Below are 21,848 nucleotides of genomic sequence, written 5' to 3'. Positions count from 1 at the left end.
CCGGGGGCCCTGGACAGTCGCTTCTGTGGGTTGCACGATGTCCGTTGGCCCCGAGAAGCCTCTCGCCGAACAGTGGGTGGAACCATGCAGCAGGGCGTGCCCGAACTCGACACCTCGGTGTCCCACTCCGCCCGGATCTGGAACTACTGGTTGGGCGGCAAGGACAACTACCCGGTGGACCGCGCGGCCGGGAAGGGCATCCTGGAGGTCTTCCCCGAGATCGCCGACATCGCCCGCGAGACCCGGGCTGTCCTCCGACGTTTCATCACCCACCTGGCGGTCGAGGCCGGTGTGCGACAGTTCCTCGACATCGGCACTGGGCTCCCCACCCAGAACAACACCCACGAGGTCGCGCAGGCCCTCGCGCCCGAGTCCCGGATCGTCTACGTCGACAACGATCCGCTGGTCCTCGCGCACGCGCGGGCACTGCTCGTCGGCACCGCCGAAGGCGCCACGGACTACGTCCACGCCGACGTTCGCGACCCGGAGCACATCCTGGACCGGGCCAGTGCCACGCTGGACCTCCGCGAGCCGGTCGCGGTCACCATGCTGGGCGTTCTGCCGTTCGTCGGAGACGACGCCGAGGCCCAGGACATCATCGCCCGTCTGATGGCCGCCCTGCCCTCTGGGAGCCACCTCGGCATCGTGCACAGCACCAGCGCCGTCACCGGCGAGGGCATGATCGAAGCCGTGCGCCGCTGGAACAAGGCCGGTTCGGCCGTCTACAACCTCCGGACTCCGGAACGGATCACCGGCCTTTTCGCAGGCCTGGAAATCCTCGACCCCGGTGTGGTTCCCTGCCCGCGGTGGCGCCCCGACCCCGCCGACATCGGCACCGCCCGCGACATGGACGAGTTCTGCGGCCTGGCCCGAAAGAGTTGACCCCAGCGCCGTCTACCGCGGACGCGGCTCAGCGGCCGGCCAACTCCGGTTCGTCGGGGGGTTCGACGCCCAGAACCCCGGCGACGGCGCGCACGGCGTAGATCTGGTTGTAGGGAGGATCGTCGCGGAGTGCCAGGATCACACCTTCGGCCGCGCCGACGGCGGCGAAGGCGGTAACCCGGTCGGACGGTCCAGAGGCGGGGATCAATCCTCTGGCGCGGCCCGTCCTGACGAGGTCCACACAGAGGTCGGTCATCTCCGTGTAGGCCGCGGCAACCGCTCGTCCGACCGGGTGGTCATTGTTCGCGAACTCGTACACCATGGCGCCGGTGACCCGAGCGACGTCCCGCTGGTAGTAGACAGCGTGGGCGCGAGCGAAAGCGAAGAACGCCTGTACCGGGTCCGTCTCCTGTTCGACCACGGAGCGGACCTCGACGTTCCAGAGGTCGAAGATCCACTCGATAACCGCGAGGGTCAATTCCTGCTTGTCCTTGAACAGGTGGTACAGCGCGCCTCGGGTGTAGCCGGCGTCCTTCGCCACCTCCTCCAGGGTGAGGTTCCTGAACCCCTTCCGGGACAGTCCCAGGGCGGCCGCCCGGAGCAGTGCCTCGCGGGTCCGCGCGCGCCGCTTCGCCTGGGGTACGCGACCGCTGGGCGTGGGCTGCTCGATCGGATGCGGGTCAGGGCTCACGCGCCGCGCTCCATACCGCCGGTCTCGGCGACCGCGGTCGTGATCACCCGCCGGGCGGCGCGGCGGTGCACGATACCGATCACGGCCCAGATGAGCCGTGCCGCGGGGCGGTCGTAGTCCACGATCGTGGTCATCGAACGCCGGTACGGGCTGACACGGCGTCCGACCAGATTCACCCGCAGCAGCGGTAGTGCCTGGCTGAGGTGAACGACATCCGCGGACGACTCGACCAGTGTCCAACCGCCCAGCTCGTCATCCGGGCTGTCCCCGATGCCAAGGAGGGACGCGGCCCGCGCCACGAACGGGGGGACCCCGTCGAGCCCCCGCAGTACCCATTCCTTGGGCGGTGTCGCGTCCTGCACGGGCAGATGGACCTCGAAGGCGTCGACGTAGTCGTAGGAACGGCACATGGCGATGGGGTCGGTCGCGGGAACCTGACGGACTCGGTCCCCCAGTGGTGTGTGTGCCATCGCGCTCCTTCGTTCCTGCCATAAACATACATGCGTGTATGTATGTGATCAACTCATGGGTGGCACACAATTCCGGGCATTACAACGGCGACGCCGCGAACTTCGACGGCTACGGTGAGGGCCGAGCGGAGACGGAGGGCAACCCCGGTGGTGGGGTGTCCGCGATCGCCCCGGCGACGGCCGCGACCACCGTGCGGGTGTGCCGTGGCCACACGAGCCACGTCGACATCGCCAGCGACAGGCCCGCGAGGGGGCGCCAGGTCCAGTCCGACAGGTGGGCGGCCGCGGTGTGTGCCCCGACGAGAACCGCGTCGGCCCGCGCGGCCTCGGCACACGGCCGCGCGTACTCGGCGAACCGCGCGAACCGCCAGTCGGGGTGCACGTTTGCGGCGAGGGCCGCGGCCATGATGCCGTCCTGCTGCGTGGGGACCTGGTCGCGGGAGTGGACGAGCACACGCTGTCCGTTGAGGTCCTCCAGCCGAAACTCCTCGGCGTCGGTAAGTGGATGACCGGGGCGAACGGCCGCTCCCATCGGTTCGCGCCACAGCAGCACCGAGTCCTCGTCCGCCGGCGGAGCCTGGTGGACCACGCCGATGTCCAGGCGTCCCTGGCGTACTTCGCGGAGCTGCTGGGCGCTGTTCTCCTCGGTGTACTCCAGGTCGCAGGTGGGGACGTCGGTCGCCACGCGGTGCGCGGTGGCCGTGGCCCACTGAGTCGGCAGCCCCGGCGGCAGGCCGACGCGCACGAGCTCCCGCGTCCTCTCCACCCCGGCGACCACACCGGCCGTGGCCGCCTCCAGCGTCAGCAGTTGGCGCGCGTGCTCCAGCAGTGCCGTGCCGGCGGCCGTCAGTGTCGCACCGCGCGGGCCCCGGTCGATGAGGACCGTCCCCAGGTGCCGCTCCAGTTCCCGGAGCTGGCGACTCAGTGAGGGCTGGGAGATGTGGAGGCGCGCGGCGGCGCGGTTGAACGATCCCTCCTCGGCCAGTGCGGAGAAGTAACGAAGATGGCGGAACTCCATGGGTGATCCCGTCCTCGCAGGTCAGATGGGGGCTCGACGCGTCACACCACCGGAGCTATAGCTCTGGGGTATAGCCCATGTAACACATGGGACTTGGACGTGACGGACGTCATGGGCTGTAATGGTGCACGTTATCGCGTTCCCGGCATCACCCCTGGTCGCACCCCAGTAAGGACTGGTCGTCGGCCCCCGGCGGCGAACGCGCCCCACCCCGTGGAGAGGACCGACGTTTCATGCTGCCCGGCGTCTACTCGATCTCACTGCCCGATATGTCGCCATCGGCGGCTGTCGACGCAGTTCGGCGCGCCGGTTATGCAGGAATCGAATGGCGGGTGGGTTCGCCGCCGCCGCCGTCCGCGCCCCCGGACTTCTTCTCCGCCAACCACTGCACCCTGGCCCCGGAGCCGGACGTGATGGAGAGCGTCGCGAGCCAGTGCGCGGAGGCCGGACTCACCGTGATCGGGCTCTGTCCCTACGTCGAGTTCGGAGACACCGTCGGCGTGGAGCACGCGATGCGCCTGGCCCGCGCCGCCGGCGCCCCGATGGTGCGCGTCCGCGCACCGTGGCGGGACGGAACCTCCTTCACGTCGCTCTTCGACCGCGCCCGGGCCCACTTCGCCGACCTCGCCGACCTGGCGGGTCGGACGGGGGTGCGGGCCGTCCTGGAACTCCACCAACGGTCCCTCTGCCCCAGCGCCTCCCTCGGGGCGCGGCTGGTGGAGGGCCTGGACCCCGAGCGGGTCGGCGTCAACTACGACGCCGGAAATCTGTTGGTCGAGGGATACGAGGACCACGGCATCGCGCTGGAGATCCTGGGCGACCACCTGGCGCACGTGCACGTGAAGAACGCCCAGTACGTCCGTCCCGCGGACGGCGGCGCGTGGACCCACCGCTGGTCCCCCCTTGACGACGGCCTCCTCGACGTCCCCGCCCTGCTCGACGCGCTCACGGCGGTCCACTACGGCGGCTGGGTCTCCGTCGAGGACTTCAGCACCGACCGATCCCCACGGGAGACGCTGGAGCACAACGCCCGGTACCTCCGAAGCCAGCCCGCGTTCGCGACCCCCGCCGGAGGTGCCCGGTGACGATCCACACCGACGACGCCACCGACCCGGCGCCGGGCAGCGAGGACACGCGTCCCGTCGCGATCGTGACGGGAGCCGCCGGCGCCCTCGGCTTCGCGATCGCGGCCCGGCTGGCCCGAGGCGGATCCCGGGTCGTACTGGTGGACCGCGACGGAGCCGATGCGCGACGCGCCGCCGGCGACCTCACCGGCGGACTCGCCGACACCGCCGCTCCCGCGCGAGCGGTCGGCTACGGGGCCGACGTCGCCGACGGCGACCAGGTGCGGGAACTCGCCGACTGGACACGAGACCGGTACGGGCGGGTGGACCAGTTGGTCAACAACGCGGCGGTCAGCAGCCAACATCCGCTCTCCGACACCGGAAGCGGCGACTGGGACGCGGTGATGGCGGTCAACCTGCGCGGGCCCATGCAACTCGCCCGCGCGGTGCTCCCACTGTGGCCGGCCGAGGGCGGACGCGTCGTCAACATCGTGTCCCGTACCTGGCTCAGCGGCGGACCGCCCGCCTACACCGCGTCCAAGGCCGGACTCGTCGGACTGACCAGGTCCCTCGCGCTCGAGCTGGGGCCACGCGGCGTGACCGTCAACGCTGTCGCGCCGAGCATGGTGGAAACCCCGTTCACCCGGGGGCACCGCTCCGCCGAGGAGTACGCCGCCTTCACCGCGCGACACACGGCGATGACACCGTTGGGGCGGCTCGCCACCCCCGACGACGTCGCCGAGGCGGTCGCCTTCCTGGCTGGACCGCACGCCGGCTTCATCACCGGCGAGGTCCTGCACGTCTGCGGTGGCGCCCAGTTGGCCGCGGCACCCTGACCCACCCGCGCCGGTTCGGCGCCCACGGATCCGCCCGGAGTTCGGTCCTGCACGGTCGAGCCCGGGCCAGAGGAAAGGAGAGGGAGGCATGCGCGTGCGCGTCCCCCCAGTGCTCGCGGCGGCCACGGCCGTCGTGGTCGGTCTGACCGGCTGCACGGGCACTGACACCACGCTGGCCACCAACGACGACGGGCTGACCGTCGTCGACGTGGCCACGATCCCCGTCGCGGAGGCGGCGCCCCTGTACATGGGCATCGAGATGGGCTACTTCGCCGACGAGGGTTTGGACGTCCGCCCGGAGGTGTCCAGCGGAGGGGCCGCGCTGCTGCCCGCCGTACTCAAGAGCGACATGCACATCGGGTGGGCGAACCCCGTCACCCTGCTGCTCGCCTCGCAGCAGGGCATCGACCTGAGCGTCGTCGCCTCGGGCGCCCTGTCCGGTGACCCCGACGCCCCGCTCCCCCCACCGGAGGAGCCGACCTTCGACCTGCTCAGCGTGGCTCCCGACAGCGACATCACCGAGGCCGCCGACCTCGACGGCGCGGTCATCGGGGTCGCCTCCCTCAACAGCATCGTCGACCTGACCCTCAAGGCCAGCATCGACGCCCACGGGGGCGACAGCGACACCGTGGAGATCGTCGAGCTGTCCAGCGCGGAGCAGGCGGTGGCCCTCGCCCAGGGCCGCATCGACGCGGCCAAGACCGCCGAACCCTTCGCCACCGCGATGGTCGAGGAGGGCAACATCCCCGTTCTGCGCCCCTACACCGACACCGTCCCCGGCCTGCAGAACGCCATGTTCTTCACCTCCGGGGCGTTCCAGGAGGACAACCCCGAGGTCGTGGACGCGTTCCGGCGGGCGATGAACCGTTCGCTGGAGACCGCCCAGGAAGACCCCGACGAGGCACGGGCCATGATCCCCACCTACACCGACATCACGCCGGAGCAGGCCGAGAGCATCAACCTGCCCTACTGGAGCCCCGACATCAACTGGGACTCCGTCGACGAGCTCGCCGACATGATGGTCGAGTACGACATGGCGCACACGCGTCCCGATCCCGACCTGATCGACCCAGGAGTGGACCGATGACCGCGACGGCGACCGCGACTGTGTCCCGCCCGCGCCGCCGGTCCGGCGCGCGAGACCTGCCCGGCCCGGTCTGGGCCGTGCTCTCCGCCGTCCTCGCGGTGGGCGGCTACCAACTGACGATCATCCTCGGCGTCCTCCCGGCCGCGTACTTCCCCAGCGTGGGCGAGATCGGTTCGACGCTGGTGTCCATGGCCTCCGGCGCCGACCTGTGGCGGGCCGCCGCCGACACCATGATCAGTGCCCTGGTGGGCCTCGCCGTCGCGTCCGTGCTGGCGATCGTGGCGGGGGCGGTGATCGGGTCCAACGACCTCGCCTACCGGTCCGTCCGAGCGGTCGTGGAGTTCCTGCGCCCCATCCCGTCGGTCGCGCTCGTCCCCCTCGTCGTGCTCGCCTACGGCACCGGACGTGAGGCCGCCCTGTTCCTGGTCGCGTTCGCGTGTTTCTGGCCGATGCTCGTGCAGACCGTGTACGGCATCCGGGACCTGGACCGGACCGCCCTGGAGACGGCGCGCTCCTTCCGCACCGGCCGGCTGCGCACATTCACCCGGGTCGTCATCCCCAGCGCGTCGCCCTACATCCTGACCGGCCTGCGCATCGCGTTCTCGATCTCACTCGTCCTCGCGATCACGGCGGAGCTGGTGATCGGGATGCCCGGCCTCGGTCGCCAGATCACCGTGGCCCAGGAGTCGGGCGACCTGCCCACCATGTACGCGCTCATCATCGTGACCGGGATGCTCGGCTACGTCTGCAACGGCGCCGTGGCGGCGGCCGAGCGGCGGCTGCTGTCCTGGCACGCGTCCCAGCGAGGTGAACGTTGAGGAACCGAATCGCGCTCGTTCTGGAGATCGGTGTCCCGGTCCTGCTGGTCGGCCTGTGGTGGCTGGTCTCGCGGGTGTCCGACTCCTTCTACCTCACCCCGCTGGACAAGATCGCCGTCGCGTTCGGCTACAACTGGTTCTCCGAGAGGCTGATCACCGACGTCCTGCCCAGCCTGTACCGGCTCCTCGCCGGATTCGGGCTCTCGGCGGTCCTGGGCATCGGCCTGGGGATGGCGGCCGGATCGGTCTGGTGGATCGCCCGACTGCTGGAGCCCATCGCGGCGTTCCTGCGCGCGGTCCCCGCGCCGGCGCTCCTGCCCTTCGCGGTCGCGCTGTTCGGTATCGGCGACGAGATGAAGATCTTCCTCATCGTCATGGTGTGCGTGTGGCCGATCCTGCTGAACACGACCGAGGGCTTCACCGGCGTCGACCGGACCATGGTCGAGACGGCGCGGAGCTTCCGTGTCGGGCACGGGCCCCTGCTGCTGCGGGTGTTGCTGCCGGCCGCGCTGCCACGCATCATGGCGGGCCTGCGCACCGCCCTGTCCCTCGCCGTCATCACCATGGTGATCAGCGAGCTGGTCGGCAGCACCAACGGGATCGGGTTCTTCGTGCTCCAGGCGCAGCGGTCCTTCGCCCTCGCCGACATGTGGTCCGGGATCGTGCTCCTGGGCATCATCGGCTACCTACTGAACCTGGCCTTCGAACGCCTGGAGCGCCGGGTGGTCGGTTGGCAGCACGCGAGCCGGGGCGCCGCCGCGTGAGCGCCGCCGACCGTGCGGCGCAGACGCCGCGGACGAAACGAGGAGTAAGCATGTTGCAGGTGTCCGGACTCGCCAAGCGCTACGGGACCGAGGACTCGGGCCACCTCGCCCTCCGTGACGTCGGTTTCGACGTGAACGAAGGCGAGATCGTCAGTGTCGTCGGCCCGTCCGGGTGCGGCAAGACCACGCTGCTGAAGTGCGTGAGCGGCCTGATGGAGCCAACCTCCGGCGACGTCACGCTCCAGGGAGCCCCCGTCCAGGGGCCGCCCGAGGGAATGGCCATCGTGTTCCAGGACTACTCCCGGTCGCTGTTCCCTTGGCTCACCGTCCGGGAGAACGTCCGCTTCCCGCTGCGCGGCAAGTCCCTGGGCAAGGCCGAGGAGGCGCGTCTGGTGGACGAGGCCATCCAGGCCGTCGGCCTCACCGACGCCGCCGGCCGCCGCCCGTATGAGTTGTCCGGCGGGATGCAACAGCGCACCGCGATCGCCCGCGCGCTCGCCTACCGGCCGAAGATCATGCTCATGGACGAGCCGTTCGCGTCCGTCGACGCCCAGACCCGCGAGGACCTCGAGGACCTGATCCTCGCCGTCCGCGAACGGTTCGCCATGACGGTCCTGCTGGTCACCCACGACATCGACGAGGCCACCTACATCAGCGACCGCGTCGTCGTCCTCACCCCGTCCCCCACCGAGGTCCGCACGGTGGTCGACGTCGACCTGCCACCCCAACGCAGCCACCTGGAGACCAAGGCCCTCCCGGAGTTCACCGACGTACGCACCCGCATCTACCGCGAAGTGAAGAGCACCGACGCCGAGCCGACCCACCACGCCACATAGGGGGCGTGAGGCGTCGGGGGTGGGGCGCCCGTCCCTACGCTGGTCCGGGGGACGGGCCGCGCGCTCGTTGTGGTCCGTCCGGTGTCACTCTCCGGCGAGGTAGGTGAGGACGGCCAACACCCGGCGGTGGCCCTCGGTTTCGGGGGCGAGGTCGAGCTTGGTGAAGATGGAACCGATGTGTTTGCGGACGGCGGCGTCGGAGACCACCAGTTCTCGGGCGATCGTGGTGTTGGACTCGCCGCGGGCCATCAGGCTGAGGACCTCGCGTTCCCGTGGGGCGAGGCGGGTGAGCGGGTTGGAGCGGGCCGCGAGCATGACGCGGACGACGTCGCGGTCGAGTACGGATCCGCCGGCGCTGACCTTCGTGACGGCGTCGGCGAACTCCTCGACGTCGCCGATGCGTTCCTTCAGGAGGTAGCCCACGCCGGCCGGCGCGTCGATCTCCAGCAGATCGGAGGCGTAGGTGGGTTGGACGTACTGGCTGAGCACGATGATCCCCAGGTGGGGATGGGCGCGTCGGATGCGCACCGCGGCCAGCAGCCCCTCGTCGCGGTAGCCGGGAGGCATCCGTACGTCGGTAACGACCAGGTCGGGGGAGTGGTCACGCACCGCCGTCTCCAGGGCGTCAGCGTCTCCCACCGCGGCCAGTACACGGTGGCCGAATCGGCGCAGGACACCGGCCACACCCTCGCGCAGCAGGACCGAGTCGTCGGCGACCACGACGTTCACGCCGCCCGACGTCTCTTCGATGTTCGTCGCGGGGTTCGTCACAGGGGAATCTCCAGTCGTACCCGGGTCGGCCCGCCGTCCGGGCTGTCCACGACCAACGTGCCCCCGAGGATCGCCAGCCGGTTGCGCAGCCCGCTCAGGCCGCCACCCGACGGGCTGGCGCCACCGGGACCGTCATCGACTATGTCCACGCGTAGCCGGGCACCCCGAACCGATCCCTCCACCCGCACCGTGGACCGCGGCGCGTGCTTGGCCGCGTTCGCGATCGCCTCACAGACCACGAAGTACGCCGTGGACTCAACCGGCCCCGGCAGGCGGTCGGGTAGGTGGAACTCGACCTCGACGGGCACGGCGGCACGGGCCGCGACGTCCCACACCGCGGCGGGAAGCCCCCGCTCGGTCAGTACCAGCGGGTAGATGCCGCGAACGAGATCACGCAGCTCGTCCAGGGCCGCCGTCACCTGCTCCCGCGCCTCGCGGACGGCGTCGGCGGCCGGAGCGTCCGGCGGCAGGTCCAGGCGGGCCAGCCCCAGGGACGCCTTGACGGCGACCAGCCGCTGTTGCGCGCCGTCGTGCAGGTCGCGCTCGATGCGTTGCCGCTCCTGGTCGAAGGCCTCGGCCAAGGCCGCGCGCGACCGCGTCATCTCCCGTAGCTCCCGCGCGAGGCGCTCGTCCCGCGGCGCCAGTACCGCACGGACGATCTCCGCCCGAGCCGACGCCCACGCCGTGAGCAGGTACGCCCCCACCAGCCAGAGTGACGCCCAGGCGACGACCGTGATGGCGCGCTCCACCAGCGTGAGCACGTCGGAGTTCGCGTAGGCGACGATCGCGGGCACGGGAGCGCCGACCGCGATGACCAGGACCGCGACGTCCAGCACGAACAGGACGCTCACGCTGAGAACGGAGTAGGCCACCTCCCGCCAGAGATACGGAGCGGCCAGTCGGTCTCGGAGCCCCACGGAAGTGGACCGTGCGACCGGTCGCTCCAACGGCTCACCCACCAGGCCGGCGGAGACTCGGGCCCAGCGCGCCGCGAGCGGTGCCCCGCCCAGGACCACCACCAGGAAGCCCAACAGCGCCACCGTGATCCAAACCGGGTCGGCCTCGGTGGCGAGCTGGATCATGTTGACCGCACCCAACAGAACCACGGCGGGCAGCGCGCCCAACACCAGGTACAGCAGGGCGCGCCACGGCCACCACGACAGCAGGAAGCGATGCGGAGCCCGGGTGATCGCCAGGCGTGCGGTGTATGTGGGCACGGATCCGACGGTAGACGTTCGGTGGCCCTCCGCGCGGTAGACCAGGGTCTACCCCGAACTCTCCACCCGAGGCACCCGCCCCGGGAGGCGTCCACCCGGTGTGCTTGGAGCATGACTGCCATTCGCCTCGAGACAGTGGCCAAGCGCTACTCCACGGGAGACCATGAGGTCGTTGCCCTGGCCGGCGCGTCCCTCGACGTCGCCCGCGGGACCTTCACCACGATCATGGGCCCCTCCGGATCGGGCAAGTCGACCCTGCTGCACTGCGCGGTGGGGCTCGATCGCCCCGACAGCGGCAGCGTCGTCGTGGACGGTGTCGAACTCGGCGGACTGGGGGAGCGGGAGCTCACGGAGTTCCGGCGGGAACGGATCGGGTTCGTCTTCCAGAGCTACAACCTGATCGCCGCCCTCACCGCCGCCCAGAACGCGCTCCTTCCCGCTCGCCTCGCCGGCCGCCGGGTCGGACCGACCGACGCCCTGGACGCCCTCGACTCGGTCGGCCTGCGCGACCGTGCCGACCATCGCCCTCACCAGCTCTCCGGTGGGGAGCAACAACGCGTCGCCATCGCCCGCGCCGTCCTCACCAAGCCCGCCGTCGTCTGCGCCGACGAGCCCACCGGCGCACTGGACCTGGCTCGGGGCCGACAGGTCCTGGAGCATCTGCGTTCGGTCGTGGACGCCCACGGCCGCACCGTCGTGGTCGTCACCCACGATCCGGCCGTCGCCGCACGCGGCGACCGTGTGGTGTTCATGGCCGACGGACGGATCGTCGACGAGATCGACGCCCACGCCGGCGACACCCTGGACACGGAGTCCGTCGCGGTGCGGATGGCGAAGCTGGAGGAAGCGTGAAGACGACCCTCGTTCCACGACCGACCAGCTTCGCCGTCGCTCGCACGGACGTGGCGAAGCGGGTCAGGGGGAGGAGGCGTGCCCGCCCGTACGTCCTTCTGTCACCGCCCCGAGCCCTCGACCACGTGTGGCCCGAACGGCCCGGCGTCCCGGGACGTGGCGAGGCCGAAGAACACGTGACCGCGCCCAGGTCGCCACGTGCCCCCGTCGCGTCTCACGTTCCGGTAGAAGCCGGGCGTGGAGGCCAGGCCGGCGACGCCGCCGTGTACACCGAGGACAACCGGAACACCGGGTCAGTCTCCGTGGCCATGGCGACGTTGGAGGTGGGCGGGACGAGGCTCACGTCGAGAGGCGCGAGGACGTGTGCGCGCCCGGGCCTCGGCCGGTCACGCGACCCGGCCCTCGACCGCGTGCGGCCCGAGCGGCCGGGCGTCCCGATACGTGGCGCGGTCGAGGGACGCGTGACCGTGCCTAGGTCACCGTGTGGCGTTGATGACGCCCACTCGCCGGCCGAAGCAGCCGCCCGCGCCGAGGACAACGGGAACACCGAGTCGATCACCGTTCCCATGGCGATGCTGGAGGAAGCGTGAACACGATCTCCTCGATCCTGCACCGGTGGCGCTCGACCCTCGGGGGGTTCGTCGCGCTCGCGCTGGGGGTCGCGCTGCTCGCGGCGTCGATCATCGTCATGGCCTCCTCCACCCCGACCGTTCCACGGCACTACGCCGGGGCGGACGTCCTCGCCGTCCCCGAGCGGACCGGGCTCACCTACGACGGTGAGTTCAGCCGCGCAGTGTGGCGGATGGACGAGGCCGACGCCCTGGCCGAGGAGGTCGGGCGGGCGGACGGTGTCGCCCGGGCGGTGGCCGAGCGCCGCTTCGAGGTCCGCGTGATGGACGGCGACCAGGTTCTCGGTGATGCCGTCCCCGGCGATCCCAACGGTGCCGGCATGTCGAGTCTCCCCCTCGGGGACGTCGAACTACGGGACGGTGAGCCGCCGAGCGGCGAGACCGGTGTCGTGCTGCCGGAGTCCTACGGACGGTCCCCCGGGGACACCGTCACCGTGTTGACGGCCGACGCCGAGGAGCGGATGACGGTCGCGGCGACTACCGACGGTCAGGATGTGCTCCTGCCCGACGCCTTCGCCGACAGTGTGGCCACCTCCGTCTCCCTCATCGGGGTGGTCGCGGTGGACGACGCCTCGCCGGACGAGGTCGGCGAGCACGTGCGACAGGTCCTCGGCCCCACGGCGGAGGTCTTCACCGACATCGACAGCGGTGCCGCGCGGTCGGAGTTCGACAACTCCAACAACTGGTTGGGGATGCAGTTGTTGATCATGATCGTGTTGGTCGCACTGTTCTCCTCGGTCGTCATCGTCGGGGCCACGTTCAGCTTCCAGGTGGCCGTGCGTCGTCGGGAGCTGGGGTTGCTGCGGGCCGTGGGGGCGACGCCGCGACAGGTCCGGTCGATGCTGATGCGCGAGGCCGCCGTCGTGGGGGTCGCGGCGTCGCTCGTCGGGGCCGCGCTGGGCGTTGGCGGCGCCTCGGTGCTGAGTGAGTGGTTGGTCCGGAATGACCTGTTGGCCCCGACCTGGGAGATGCGCGCCGTCGCACTGCCCGTGGGCGCGGCCGTGGCCGTCGGGATCACCACCGCTCTCATGGGCGTCTGGGCCGCGTCCGTCAGGGGAGCGGCGGTCGCCCCACTGGAGGCTCTTCGTCCCGAGGAGGTGCGGGCGGACGCGACCATGCCCCGGTGGCGCTGGTGGGGCGCCGGACTGTCGGTCCTCCTCGCCGCGGGAGCGGCGGCGGGTGCGGTCCTGACCGAGAAGGACGACATCATTGGCTACGCGCTCGGAACCACCATGTTCCTGGTGCTGGCCGCGACAGCCTCCGCGCCGGCCTACCTGCCGCGCCTGGTCCGGGTGCTTCCGATCGGAGGTTCGGCGCTGGGGGAGTTGCTGCACGCGGAGGCGCGGGCGGGGGCCAGACGACTGGCCTCGACGATGATGCCCGTCCTGCTCGTCGCCGCGTTCGCGGTCACCATGCTCGGTATGACCAGCACGATCAACGGTGCGATCGCCGAGCACTCCGTGGGTGATCTCCCCGGGGACACGATGGTGACCGGCCCCGACGGTGATGTCGGGGTCACGGAGACCGCGCTGCGGAGGGTCGAGGAGAACTCCGACGGGGCCGTCACCAGTGTGCTCGCCACCGGCGTGTACGTGGACGGGCGATGGGTGGACGCGGCCGGTCTGCACCAGGACGCCCCCGAGGCGGGCACCATTCGGGCGTCGCCGGAGATCGCCACCGAGCTCGGATGGGCGGACGGCGACACCGTGGAGCTGACCTGGCGCGACGGAACGACGGGGCGGATACCGGTGACGGTCGGCCCGCACCCCTTCTACACGGAGCTGTGGGCGGACCTGGCCATGCCGCACGACCTCGCGCGCGAGCACGATCCCGCGGCCTTCGTCAGCAACGTTTACCCTCCGCCGGAATCCGACGTCGACGCGCTCTCCGCGGCGGTCGCGGACCAGGGGTCCGAGGCGCACGTGGGGGCGACGTTGATCGACGCGGGGGTCGCCCAGGAGACCGGTCTCATCGAGATGTTCACTGGCGTCATCCTCGTCCTCGCGGTGGGGTACGCCTCGATCTCGATGTCCAACACGCTGTCCCTCGCCACGTCGGCGCGCCGCCGGGACCTGGCACTGCTGCGGGTGACCGGCGCGCAGTCCCGTCAGGTCGGGGGGCTGGTGGTCGCGGAGTCGGGTCTCGTGGTAACCATCGGCCTGCTGGTCGGAGGGTTGATCTCCGCACCGGCACTTCTCGCCCTCGCGACGGGCATGCGCGACGACTTCCGTCCGGGGGAGGTCGCCGACGTATCGGTCCACCTCCCGTGGCCCACCCTCGGGGTCGTGTTCGTCGCGTGCCTCGCCTTGGGGCTACTGGCCGCGGTGATCCCAGCGTCGCGCGCTCTGCGCCAGCCTCCGGCCGCCCTGGTGGCGGCACGGGAGTAGGCCATACCGCGGCGGGGACGGGTGAGCCCCGCGTCTCGAGAACCCAGTCGAGGGACGACGACGGCGGGGCGGAGGTCGATCTTCGCCCCGCCGCTGTCGATTCGAGCATCGTGGTTTGGGTGACAGCGAGCCGTCACGCGGGGCCCCGACCCATCGCCGCTGAGGGGGACGACCAGGAACAGGTGCGCGACGAGCGTCGGCCGGGTGGAGTGTGGACTCCACCCGGCCGAACGTCTTCGTGCGCGGCGTGCCCGCGTGGCGTCGCGCGATGGGGTGTCCCGTGGGACGGCCCCCGGGCGGGTTAGGACCAGACCTGGTCCAGGACCCGCAGGATGTTGCCGCCGAGGACCTTGGCGATCTCGTCGTCGGAGAAGCCGTGGGCGACGAGCCAGCCGGTGATGTTGTGGAACTCCTCAGCCGGGTTCTCGATGCCGTCGATGTAGTCCACCTTGGTGAACTCCGCCTCGTGGGCGGCGGCGATGGAGAGGTGCCGGGCGAAGAGGTCGTGCAGGCCCACGTGGTCACCGAACAGGGTGTCCGGGCCGAACGCCACGTGGTCGATGCCGACGAGGTCCACGCAGTACGTGAAGTGCTCCATGAAGGCGTCGAGGTTGTGCACCGGCTGGTTCTTGCTCATGGTGGTGTGCGGCGCCGCCTCGATGCCGATCACACCGCCGCGCTCGGCGCACGCCTTGATCACGTCGTCGGGCTTCATGCGGTTGGTCGGCCACACCGACCGGGCGCCGGCGTGGGTGATGAAGATGGGGTGCTCGGAGTACTTGATGGTGTCCATGCTGGTGCGGTCACCGGAGTGCGAGACGTCGATGGCGATGCCCAGCTTGTTCATGCGCCGCACGGCCTTCTCGCCGAAGAAGGTCAGCCCGCCGTCGTGCCGTTCACGCAGTCCGCTGCCCAGCGTGTTGGCCTCGCTGTAGGCGATGCCCATCTGGCGGACGCCGAAGCCGTACAGCACGTCGATCCGGTCGACCTCGTTCTGGATCGGCGTGGCCGCCTCGAGGCCGGGCACGAGCGCGATCTGGCCGTTGGCGCGGGCCGCGGCGATGTCCGTCACCCGCTCGGCGCGCACGATGAAGTCCTGCTTGGCGATGTCGGAGAAGCGCATGCCCAGGTCGATGAGCACGTCGTCCCACTTCCACCCCGAGGGCGAGGTGATGCAGCAGGTGCCGTCCATGAAGTTCTCGAACACGGCGTCGATGCCGGAGACCGACAGCCCCTCGTAGCCCGTGTGGTGGCGCCCGGTGCGGTTGTACTCGACGGTCTCCTCGATGTTCTCGGGGAACACGGAGGTGTGGTCGTGCAGAGAGATCACCGTGTTGTCGGCGAGCAGCTTCGCCGCGCGGGCCCGCTGTTCGTCGGTCAGCTCGGGACCGGTGGAGGGCACCCGCCCCAGTTCTGGGGCCAGCGCGAACTCGCGGTAGTCCTCACCGGGCGTCAGCGCGTCGAAGGACCGGTATCCCTGGTACTTGTTCGGCTGGGCTCCTGATTTCTGCACCATCGTCGGTGTCTCCGTTCCCGTCGTATCGGTTGTGACTTGAGGTGCGGAGGTGGTCCCGGTTCCGGTTCGGACGGGGCCTCCGGTGTCCCGGTCGTGCCGGGGTGCGGGTGGCCGCGGGGCGTGGTGCGGCCACCCGCGATCGCTAGCGGACGGACTCCAGGGAGGCCTCGGGGGTCTGTGGCGACCGCCGCGGGGTGAAGAAGAGGGTGAGCTGGTCGTCGGACATGGGCCGGCTCAGCATCGAGCCGACGATCATCCCGATGAACCCGGCGGCCACGCCCGGCACGGCCGGATCGACGAACGGGCCCCCGATGAGGTACCAGACCAGGCAGGTGAGGAACCCGGAGATCATCGACACCATCGCGCCGACCTTCGTCGCCCGCCGCCAGTACAGCCCCAGCAGCACCGGCGCGGTGATGGTGCTGGCCAGCAGGCCCGCGTAGCTCAGCACCACGAACTGCACGATGTCCAGCTCCTGCAGCGTGATCAACAGGGGCAGGGCGCCGATCACCAGGGTGACGATGCGGTTGATCCGCGTCCGGGTGTGCTCCGGGGTGTCGGGACGCAGCAGCGAGTAGTAGAGGTCGTAGGAGATCGCCGGTCCGGCCACCAGCAGCACCGAGTCCACGGTGCTCACCACGGCCAGCACCACCGCCGTCATCAGCAGCGCGCCCACGATCGGGGGCAGCACCTCCGAGGCGAGGATCGTCGAGGCCGCGTCCGAGACCGACAGGGTCGGGTACAGGACACGCATCGTCATTCCGGCGATGCAGATGCAGATGCCGATCAGCAGCACGAACAGCAACGCGACCCCGGACGCGCGGCGGCACGTCTTGTCGTCGGGCATCATGTAGAACCGCAGCAGCAGGTAGGGCGCGCACATGGCGGCGAACCCCATCCCGAGCCAGAAGCCGAGCATGTCGTTCCAGCCCATGCTCCAACCGATGAACTCGGGCGCCACGGTGGGCAGGCTGACGGCCAGCGACGACATCCCGCCCGCGTGGCTGATGAGCAGCGGCAGCGCCACCGCGACCCCGAGCGCCATCGCGATCTGCTGCAGGAAGTCCGTACGAACCACGGCGGTCATCCCGCCGACGACGGTGTAGGCGACCACCAGGACCATCAGGATCACGGCACCCCAGATGAACGGGATACCGAACACCGTCTCCAGGATGATGCCGCCCGCCTGGTACTGCGCGGACATGAACACCAGGTAGGACAGGACGAGCAGCACGGAGACCAGGCCCCGGGCCGCCTTGCTGCCGAACCGGTCCGCGATGAAGTCCGGGAAGGTGAGGGCGTTGCGTTCGTGCGCGTACCGGCGCAGACGCGGGGCGATGACGAACGCCGCGAGCAGGAAGGCCGTCCAGATCCCCAGCCAGCCCCAGATGAAGGAGGCGCCGGTCAGGTAGTGGATGCCGACCGTTCCCACGAAGGTCCCCGCGCTCATCTGCGTGGCGGAGATGCTGGCTCCCCCGAGCCAGGCACCAACGCGGCGCCCGGCGACGAAGAAGTCCTGCTCGGTCTTGTTGTTGCGGTAGGAGCGGTACCCCTCGATGATCATGAACAGCATGACGCCACCGAGCAGCAGCAGGAACGTGGTGGTGAAGTTCACGAGCGCTCCTCCGTGTTCTCACTCGAGCGTGAGTCGGGGGTTCCGAGACGGCTCAGCAGGACGGCGAGCAGTACGAACACCGCTCCCACGATCACCGCGGTGTCGAAGGGAACGCCGAAGGGCGTGAGCAGGGTCGCTGCGGTCATGGGGTTTCCTTCCTGTCCCGGCCACGGGTGAGCAGGAACCAGAGAGCGAAGAGCACGGCGAGCCCCCCGAGCCCTCCGGCGGAGAGCGCGGTGCCCAGCCGAGGACCGGGCTGGTCGTCGGTGCCCGCGACGACGACCGACGGAAGGTCACCACTCTGGTGCTCGAGGATGACGGTGCCGTCGTCGGCCGTGGACTGACGGAAGGACGGCATGGTGTCGCCGGCCGGATTCTGTCCCTCGGGCAGGGCGACGGTGATGGCCACGTCCGCGGTGCGTGAGGTCGCGATCTCGGGCACCGCGAGGAGGACGGCGGCACTGGCGTCGGCGCGTTCCACGGTGTGCTCGACGTCGAACTCCTCGGTACCCGCGGACAGTGTCGCGGTGACGCGGCCGGGCTCCGGGGGGTCGACCTCGACGCCCGAGGTGGTGGACGCGAGCTCCGTGACCTCCACACCGTCGTGCGGCATGAGCAGGAACGGGATCTCGGTGTTCTCCGCGAGCGGCGCGTCCAACCCGTAGCGGGTCTGGACGCTGGCCGACCCGTCGGCGTGCACGGCGATGTCGACCTCGGCCGTGGCGAGCTCGGGTCCGTCCGCGCCGTCGGTGTCCGCGACCGCTGGTGTCGTCAGGCCGGCGAAGACGACGACCGTCGCGGCCGCCGTGGCCCACAGTGAGGTGGAGCGCGCGCTCATGGCGTGACCTCCAATGGGGCGTCAGTGGTGCGGATCAGGTCCGCTCGATTGGTTCCTTGGCGTAGCTTGGCCGGCGTGCGGTAGGCCCGAGGGCTGTGCGCCAGCCCCATCCGGTGCAGCGTGTCCGCCTGGTGCACCGCGGCACGCACCGGGTTCACGACCGGGACCCCGAGCTCCTCGGTGAGTCGTTCCGCGGCGCCCAGGAAACCCATGCTCATGCAGCCGAGGACGAGCGTGTCGGTGTCGGTCTCGGCGAGAACCCGCTCGCACTCGCCGCGCAGGACGGAGAACGCGCGCTCGTGGTCCCGGTTCAGGTCGATGACCGGCAACTCGACGGCGCGGATGACGCCCAGGGCGTCGGACAGTCCGGCCTCCCAGGCGAGCCGACGCAGCAGCGGACGCACACCCTCGACGACGGTCACCACGGAGAACTGGTGGCCCAGACTCGCGGCGAGCGACATCGCCGCCGCCGACGGGCCGATCACCGGTCGCCGCACCAGTTCCCGCAGGCCGTCCAGCCCGGGGTCACCGAAACACCCGACGACGATCGCGTCCGCGCCGGCGTCCACGGACGCGCAGGCCTGGTCGGCCATCGCCGGGATCGAGAGGTAGTCCTCGTAGGCCGACTCGATCGAGACGGGGCCACGGGACACCGCGGAGACCGTGATCTCGGTGCCGGGTGGGCTCCACTCGGCGAGGAGTCCGGCACGGCGGCGCATTTCGGTTTCTCCGAGCTCCGTGGCGTGCATCGGCGCCGGGAGGAGGTAGGTGAGTCGCATCATGAGTTCCCTGGGTCGGTGCCCCGAGCGGGGGTGGAAGGGGAGGTGAAGGGTCGGTAGGCGCGTTTCCGGTTCTCGAGCTCGACACCGACGTCCACCCGCTGTACTCCGGGCAGGTCACCCAGGACCTCCGTGGTGAAGGGGTAGATGTCGGCGAAGCTCGGCAGGATGGCCTCACAGACCAGGTCCGCCGATCCGGCCGTCGCGGAGACGTAGCGCACCTGGCGGTGGTCGGCGAGTCGGGCGGCGATGTCGCCGAGGCGGGCGAGATCCACCTTGAGCGAGGCGATGAGCTCCAGTTCGAACCCGAGGACCGCCGGGTCGACCACGGTGCTGATGACCAGGGCCCGGGTGTCCAGCAGGCGGTTCACCCGGCGGCGAACACCGGTCTCGCCGATGTCCAGCCCCTCGGCGAGCTCCCGGTGCGAGCGGCGTCCGTCGTCGGCCAACGCCGCGAGGATGTGACGGTCGGTGTCGTCCAGGGTGACGGCTGCGGGCTGGGTGGGTACGGAGAGCTCCCGACGCCCCGGCCCCTCCTCGGCGAGGTCGGCCAGCAGGGCGCTGCTCCAGTCGTGCCGCATCTTGAAGTTCCGTGTGATCACTGCGGTCGAGCTCTGGTGGACGCCGGGAAGCGCGCCCAGCTCGTCGACGAGAACCCGGCCCAGCGAGTCCCGGCCCGGAACCACGACCTCGGCGACGACATCCCACTCACCAGTGCATATGGTGAGAAAGCGGATGTCGGGGCGGGTCTCGAGAGCGTCGGCCACCGACCGCACCTCCGTCGGAGGGCACGCCAACTGAACCAGCACCGGTTGCCCGAGACCACACACCTGCGGGTCGGCGACACCGACGACCCGCACGACGCCGTCCTCGATGAGCCGCCCGGCGCGCCGCGCCGCCGTGCTCTCGGTGGTCCCGGCCCGCCGCGCGATCTCGGACCACGGACTGCGCCCGTCGAGCTGCAACGCGGCCACGATGCGCCGGTCCAGCTCGGAGAGTGCGTGATCAGCCACGGGGGTACCTTCCGGTGGGTTTCAGAGAGATTGGCTCACTGTATGTGAATCAGGCCTGAATAAGCCACTGATTGCGTGATTTCGGCTGACGTAGCGGACCTCATGCGGGGATCCGGCTTCACCGAGCCGTGGCGGGATTCGGTGGCCGCGACCCCTCGTTTCCTCTGTCGGGAGGACGGCGTCGTGTCGCCATTTCGCCGACGGGGACGGCGATTCCGGCCCCGCGCCACAGTCGGGGGCCTCCAGCGCTGGACAGCGGTGCGGAGGGGCGGGAGGGGGTGGCGGGGCGGACGGTGCGGCCAGCAATGAGGCCAAGATCACACGTGGTTGCTTCGGTTTCCCGAGGTGAGGGCGTCGCTCTCCGAGGCTCGTCCGGGCGACCGGATGCCGGCCAGGTGGCTGGCCCCTGTCGGCGCGGTGCGCCGGCCCCGTACGGGAGCGTCGCGGTCGCTAAAATCGGCGCACTGTTGTCGCAGGCCACCCGGAATCCTCCACCAATCCACCGATTGGACCGAAGGGCCGCCACATGCACAGCGTTCCCGAGAGTCGTCCCGCGCCCACGACAGAGCCCGCGCCGTCCCGGTGGGTCACCGTTCTGGCCGTGGGGGCCACGATCTACTCCGTTCTCCTGGTCTTCTTCTCGCTCGTTCTCGTCGATTCGGTGCCGGGCCGCGACAGTCTGGTCGTGCCGCTCTGGGGTGTCGCCTCGATCTGCGCTCTCGCCTACGTCGCGCCCATGGGGGTCGTCGGGATCCTCGCCCACTGGAGGGCGTGGGTGCTCCTGATCACCGCGTTTTTCCTGGGCTTCGCGGGGCCACTCGGCTTCCTGATGATGTGGATCCAGGCGGGCATCTCACCAACCGAAGCGGCACATCTTCTGGGGATGGTCGCGACCTTCGGCACCGTGTTCGGTGGCCTCCTCGCGCTCCTCACCGGGGTGCTGCTTCCGCTGAGTCGCTACCGTTGGCCCCGTTTCGCGCTGTGGTTCCTCACCGTCGCCGCGACCGCCTGCTACTTGGTGGCCACGACCATCGCGCAACGCGGGACGCAGTTCTGACCGCGGCTCCGTGGCACGCTGCCCCGCCCAGCCACGGACGAAGCCGGTACAGAACCAAGGGGCGCCCGGTGGAGCTGGTCGACACCCGTCCCGTCGGGTCGGCGCCTGGTGGGACACCGGGCCGCCCCATGGTCATCCCTGGGGGCTCCAGGGTGGTGATCCGGGGGCCTCGCGCTCAGGATGAGATGTTTCACCACGTCGTGACACATAGCGCCGCGAATGGCGTGGAAGGCCCGGTAGTGAGTCCCGACGACCGAGCATCCAGACCACGATCGGAGGTCATCGTGAGCGAGGAGAAGAACCAGAGCAAGGTCGAACAGGTCAAGGGCAAGCTCAAGGAGGCGGCCGGAAACGTCACCGGCGACGAGCGTCTCCGCAACGAGGGCCGCACCGAGCAGGCGAAGGGCCAGTTGCGCGAGACGAAGGAGGACGTCAAGGACTCCGTCAAGGGAGCCGTTGACGGCCTGCGCGGGCGCTCCGCGCCGGAGGAGGGGACCGACGAGGACCGCACCTCCTAGTCATCCGTTCGGTTGGGGCATGGGGGGATCCCCGTGCCCCGACCCAACGCATGACGACACGCTCGGCCCTGGGACGGGCTGGGACGGCGCGATGGGTGATTGACCACAACGAGAACGCGATTCTCCCTATGTTTCCCTCGTCGATCCCCTGTGTGGAGCGAGGAATTTCCCGCCAGCGCGTCAGAATCGT

The 21,848-nt window shown here is 70.3% G+C and carries 23 protein-coding genes; 12 read left to right on the top strand and 11 right to left on the bottom strand.

The features are described from left to right. Positions 1-84: 84 nt before the first annotated feature. On the top strand, positions 85-882 hold the full coding sequence (locus J4H86_RS13100) for an SAM-dependent methyltransferase (RefSeq protein WP_236543774.1): 798 nt from the start codon (positions 85-87) through the stop codon (positions 880-882). Between the two features lie 28 nt (positions 883-910). Here J4H86_RS13100 and J4H86_RS13095 read toward each other — a convergent pair whose 3' ends face one another. The 3 genes from J4H86_RS13095 to J4H86_RS13085 all read right to left on the bottom strand — a co-directional run bounded on the left by J4H86_RS13095 (position 911) and on the right by J4H86_RS13085 (position 3,061). After that, the gene (locus tag J4H86_RS13095; protein WP_236543773.1) at positions 911-1,573 is read right to left on the bottom strand and encodes a TetR/AcrR family transcriptional regulator; all 663 of its coding nucleotides are present in this window, start codon (positions 1,571-1,573) and stop codon (positions 911-913) included. Beyond that, positions 1,570-2,043 carry a hypothetical protein gene (locus J4H86_RS13090; RefSeq protein ID WP_236543772.1) on the bottom strand — a complete coding sequence of 158 codons (474 nt, stop codon included), beginning with the start codon at positions 2,041-2,043 and terminating at the stop codon, positions 1,570-1,572. Before J4H86_RS13090 ends, J4H86_RS13095 begins: the two co-directional genes overlap by 4 nt. A gap of 109 nt (positions 2,044-2,152) precedes the next feature. Then, positions 2,153-3,061, bottom strand: a complete 909-nt coding sequence (locus J4H86_RS13085; RefSeq protein ID WP_236543771.1) for a LysR family transcriptional regulator — start codon at positions 3,059-3,061, stop codon at positions 2,153-2,155. Between the two features lie 233 nt (positions 3,062-3,294). On the opposite strand from J4H86_RS13085, the gene J4H86_RS13080 reads away from it, so the two are divergent. The 6 genes from J4H86_RS13080 (at position 3,295) to J4H86_RS13055 (ending at position 8,466) form a co-directional block, all read left to right on the top strand. Next, complete coding sequence (locus J4H86_RS13080; protein ID WP_269134568.1) at positions 3,295-4,146, top strand: sugar phosphate isomerase/epimerase family protein; 852 nt, start codon at positions 3,295-3,297, stop codon at positions 4,144-4,146. Further along, positions 4,143-4,961, top strand: coding sequence for an SDR family NAD(P)-dependent oxidoreductase (locus tag J4H86_RS13075; RefSeq protein ID WP_236543769.1), 819 nt, complete (start codon positions 4,143-4,145; stop codon positions 4,959-4,961). The genes J4H86_RS13080 and J4H86_RS13075 overlap by 4 nt, the downstream gene beginning before the upstream one ends. Before the next feature lie 88 nt (positions 4,962-5,049). Continuing rightward, positions 5,050-6,048 (top strand): ABC transporter substrate-binding protein, encoded by a 999-nt coding sequence (locus J4H86_RS13070; protein ID WP_236543768.1) that lies wholly within the window; start codon positions 5,050-5,052, stop codon positions 6,046-6,048. Next, on the top strand, positions 6,045-6,866 hold the full coding sequence (locus J4H86_RS13065; protein ID WP_236543767.1) for an ABC transporter permease: 822 nt from the start codon (positions 6,045-6,047) through the stop codon (positions 6,864-6,866). The genes J4H86_RS13070 and J4H86_RS13065 overlap by 4 nt, the downstream gene beginning before the upstream one ends. Further along, entirely contained in the window at positions 6,863-7,630 is a 768-nt protein-coding gene (locus J4H86_RS13060) for an ABC transporter permease (protein WP_236543766.1), read from the top strand. The genes J4H86_RS13065 and J4H86_RS13060 overlap by 4 nt, the downstream gene beginning before the upstream one ends. A 50-nt stretch (positions 7,631-7,680) precedes the next feature. Further along, the gene (locus J4H86_RS13055) at positions 7,681-8,466 is read left to right on the top strand and encodes an ABC transporter ATP-binding protein (RefSeq protein ID WP_236543765.1); all 786 of its coding nucleotides are present in this window, start codon (positions 7,681-7,683) and stop codon (positions 8,464-8,466) included. An 84-nt stretch (positions 8,467-8,550) separates the two neighbouring features. On the opposite strand, the gene J4H86_RS13050 is transcribed toward J4H86_RS13055, so the two are convergent. Then, positions 8,551-9,237 (bottom strand): response regulator transcription factor, encoded by a 687-nt coding sequence (locus J4H86_RS13050; protein WP_236543764.1) that lies wholly within the window; start codon positions 9,235-9,237, stop codon positions 8,551-8,553. Next, positions 9,234-10,454: a sensor histidine kinase gene (locus tag J4H86_RS13045; protein ID WP_236543763.1), complete on the bottom strand. Its 1,221-nt coding sequence runs from the start codon at positions 10,452-10,454 to the stop codon at positions 9,234-9,236. The genes J4H86_RS13050 and J4H86_RS13045 overlap by 4 nt, the downstream gene beginning before the upstream one ends. A 111-nt stretch (positions 10,455-10,565) precedes the next feature. Between J4H86_RS13045 and J4H86_RS13040 the strand changes: the two genes are divergently transcribed. The 3 genes from J4H86_RS13040 (at position 10,566) to J4H86_RS13035 (ending at position 14,322) form a co-directional block, all read left to right on the top strand. Next, positions 10,566-11,306, top strand: coding sequence for an ABC transporter ATP-binding protein (locus J4H86_RS13040; RefSeq protein ID WP_236543762.1), 741 nt, complete (start codon positions 10,566-10,568; stop codon positions 11,304-11,306). 467 nt (positions 11,307-11,773) lie between these two features. After that, positions 11,774-11,896, top strand: a complete 123-nt coding sequence (locus J4H86_RS27265; RefSeq protein ID WP_269134567.1) for a hypothetical protein — start codon at positions 11,774-11,776, stop codon at positions 11,894-11,896. Beyond that, positions 11,893-14,322, top strand: coding sequence for an FtsX-like permease family protein (locus J4H86_RS13035; protein ID WP_236543761.1), 2,430 nt, complete (start codon positions 11,893-11,895; stop codon positions 14,320-14,322). The genes J4H86_RS27265 and J4H86_RS13035 overlap by 4 nt, the downstream gene beginning before the upstream one ends. 301 nt (positions 14,323-14,623) lie before the next feature. Here the strand turns inward: J4H86_RS13035 and J4H86_RS13030 are convergent, their stop codons facing one another. The 6 genes from J4H86_RS13030 to J4H86_RS13005 all read right to left on the bottom strand — a co-directional run bounded on the left by J4H86_RS13030 (position 14,624) and on the right by J4H86_RS13005 (position 20,083). Continuing rightward, positions 14,624-15,838: a dipeptidase gene (locus J4H86_RS13030; RefSeq protein WP_236543760.1), complete on the bottom strand. Its 1,215-nt coding sequence runs from the start codon at positions 15,836-15,838 to the stop codon at positions 14,624-14,626. A gap of 142 nt (positions 15,839-15,980) precedes the next feature. Then, positions 15,981-17,453 carry a sodium:solute symporter family protein gene (locus tag J4H86_RS13025; RefSeq protein WP_236543759.1) on the bottom strand — a complete coding sequence of 491 codons (1,473 nt, stop codon included), beginning with the start codon at positions 17,451-17,453 and terminating at the stop codon, positions 15,981-15,983. Further along, the gene (locus J4H86_RS13020) at positions 17,450-17,599 is read right to left on the bottom strand and encodes a hypothetical protein (RefSeq protein WP_236543758.1); all 150 of its coding nucleotides are present in this window, start codon (positions 17,597-17,599) and stop codon (positions 17,450-17,452) included. Before J4H86_RS13020 ends, J4H86_RS13025 begins: the two co-directional genes overlap by 4 nt. After that, entirely contained in the window at positions 17,596-18,291 is a 696-nt protein-coding gene (locus J4H86_RS13015; protein WP_236543757.1) for a hypothetical protein, read from the bottom strand. The genes J4H86_RS13020 and J4H86_RS13015 overlap by 4 nt, the downstream gene beginning before the upstream one ends. After that, a complete protein-coding gene (locus J4H86_RS13010; protein ID WP_236543756.1) occupies positions 18,288-19,073 on the bottom strand; it encodes an aspartate/glutamate racemase family protein in 786 nt (261 codons plus the stop codon). The genes J4H86_RS13015 and J4H86_RS13010 overlap by 4 nt, the downstream gene beginning before the upstream one ends. Beyond that, on the bottom strand, positions 19,070-20,083 hold the full coding sequence (locus J4H86_RS13005) for an Lrp/AsnC family transcriptional regulator (RefSeq protein WP_236543755.1): 1,014 nt from the start codon (positions 20,081-20,083) through the stop codon (positions 19,070-19,072). The genes J4H86_RS13010 and J4H86_RS13005 overlap by 4 nt, the downstream gene beginning before the upstream one ends. Before the next feature lie 526 nt (positions 20,084-20,609). Between J4H86_RS13005 and J4H86_RS13000 the strand changes: the two genes are divergently transcribed. Together J4H86_RS13000 and J4H86_RS12995 are read left to right on the top strand one after the other, a co-directional pair. Next, positions 20,610-21,140 carry a hypothetical protein gene (locus tag J4H86_RS13000; RefSeq protein WP_236543754.1) on the top strand — a complete coding sequence of 177 codons (531 nt, stop codon included), beginning with the start codon at positions 20,610-20,612 and terminating at the stop codon, positions 21,138-21,140. Between the two features lie 284 nt (positions 21,141-21,424). Further along, the gene (locus J4H86_RS12995) at positions 21,425-21,658 is read left to right on the top strand and encodes a CsbD family protein (protein ID WP_330932528.1); all 234 of its coding nucleotides are present in this window, start codon (positions 21,425-21,427) and stop codon (positions 21,656-21,658) included. Positions 21,659-21,848 lie beyond the last annotated feature (190 nt).

The organism is Spiractinospora alimapuensis (assembly GCF_018437505.1).
Lineage (GTDB): Bacteria > Actinomycetota > Actinomycetes > Streptosporangiales > Streptosporangiaceae > Spiractinospora > Spiractinospora alimapuensis.
Note: the sequence above shows the minus strand (reverse complement) of the source record. Positions and strands in the feature narration are given on the sequence as shown.

Coding starts and splice junctions, on each gene's coding strand:
- J4H86_RS13070 (WP_236543768.1), top strand. CDS start 5,050: ATGCGCGTGCGCGTCCCCCCAGTGCTCGCGGCGGCCACGGCCGTCGTG.
- J4H86_RS13090 (WP_236543772.1), bottom strand. CDS start 2,043: ATGGCACACACACCACTGGGGGACCGAGTCCGTCAGGTTCCCGCGACC.
- J4H86_RS13055 (WP_236543765.1), top strand. CDS start 7,681: ATGTTGCAGGTGTCCGGACTCGCCAAGCGCTACGGGACCGAGGACTCG.
- J4H86_RS13015 (WP_236543757.1), bottom strand. CDS start 18,291: ATGAGCGCGCGCTCCACCTCACTGTGGGCCACGGCGGCCGCGACGGTC.
- J4H86_RS13065 (WP_236543767.1), top strand. CDS start 6,045: ATGACCGCGACGGCGACCGCGACTGTGTCCCGCCCGCGCCGCCGGTCC.
- J4H86_RS13000 (WP_236543754.1), top strand. CDS start 20,610: ATGCACAGCGTTCCCGAGAGTCGTCCCGCGCCCACGACAGAGCCCGCG.
- J4H86_RS13040 (WP_236543762.1), top strand. CDS start 10,566: ATGACTGCCATTCGCCTCGAGACAGTGGCCAAGCGCTACTCCACGGGA.
- J4H86_RS13100 (WP_236543774.1), top strand. CDS start 85: ATGCAGCAGGGCGTGCCCGAACTCGACACCTCGGTGTCCCACTCCGCC.
- J4H86_RS13030 (WP_236543760.1), bottom strand. CDS start 15,838: ATGGTGCAGAAATCAGGAGCCCAGCCGAACAAGTACCAGGGATACCGG.
- J4H86_RS13020 (WP_236543758.1), bottom strand. CDS start 17,599: ATGACCGCAGCGACCCTGCTCACGCCCTTCGGCGTTCCCTTCGACACC.
- J4H86_RS13080 (WP_269134568.1), top strand. CDS start 3,295: ATGCTGCCCGGCGTCTACTCGATCTCACTGCCCGATATGTCGCCATCG.
- J4H86_RS13010 (WP_236543756.1), bottom strand. CDS start 19,073: ATGATGCGACTCACCTACCTCCTCCCGGCGCCGATGCACGCCACGGAG.
- J4H86_RS13085 (WP_236543771.1), bottom strand. CDS start 3,061: ATGGAGTTCCGCCATCTTCGTTACTTCTCCGCACTGGCCGAGGAGGGA.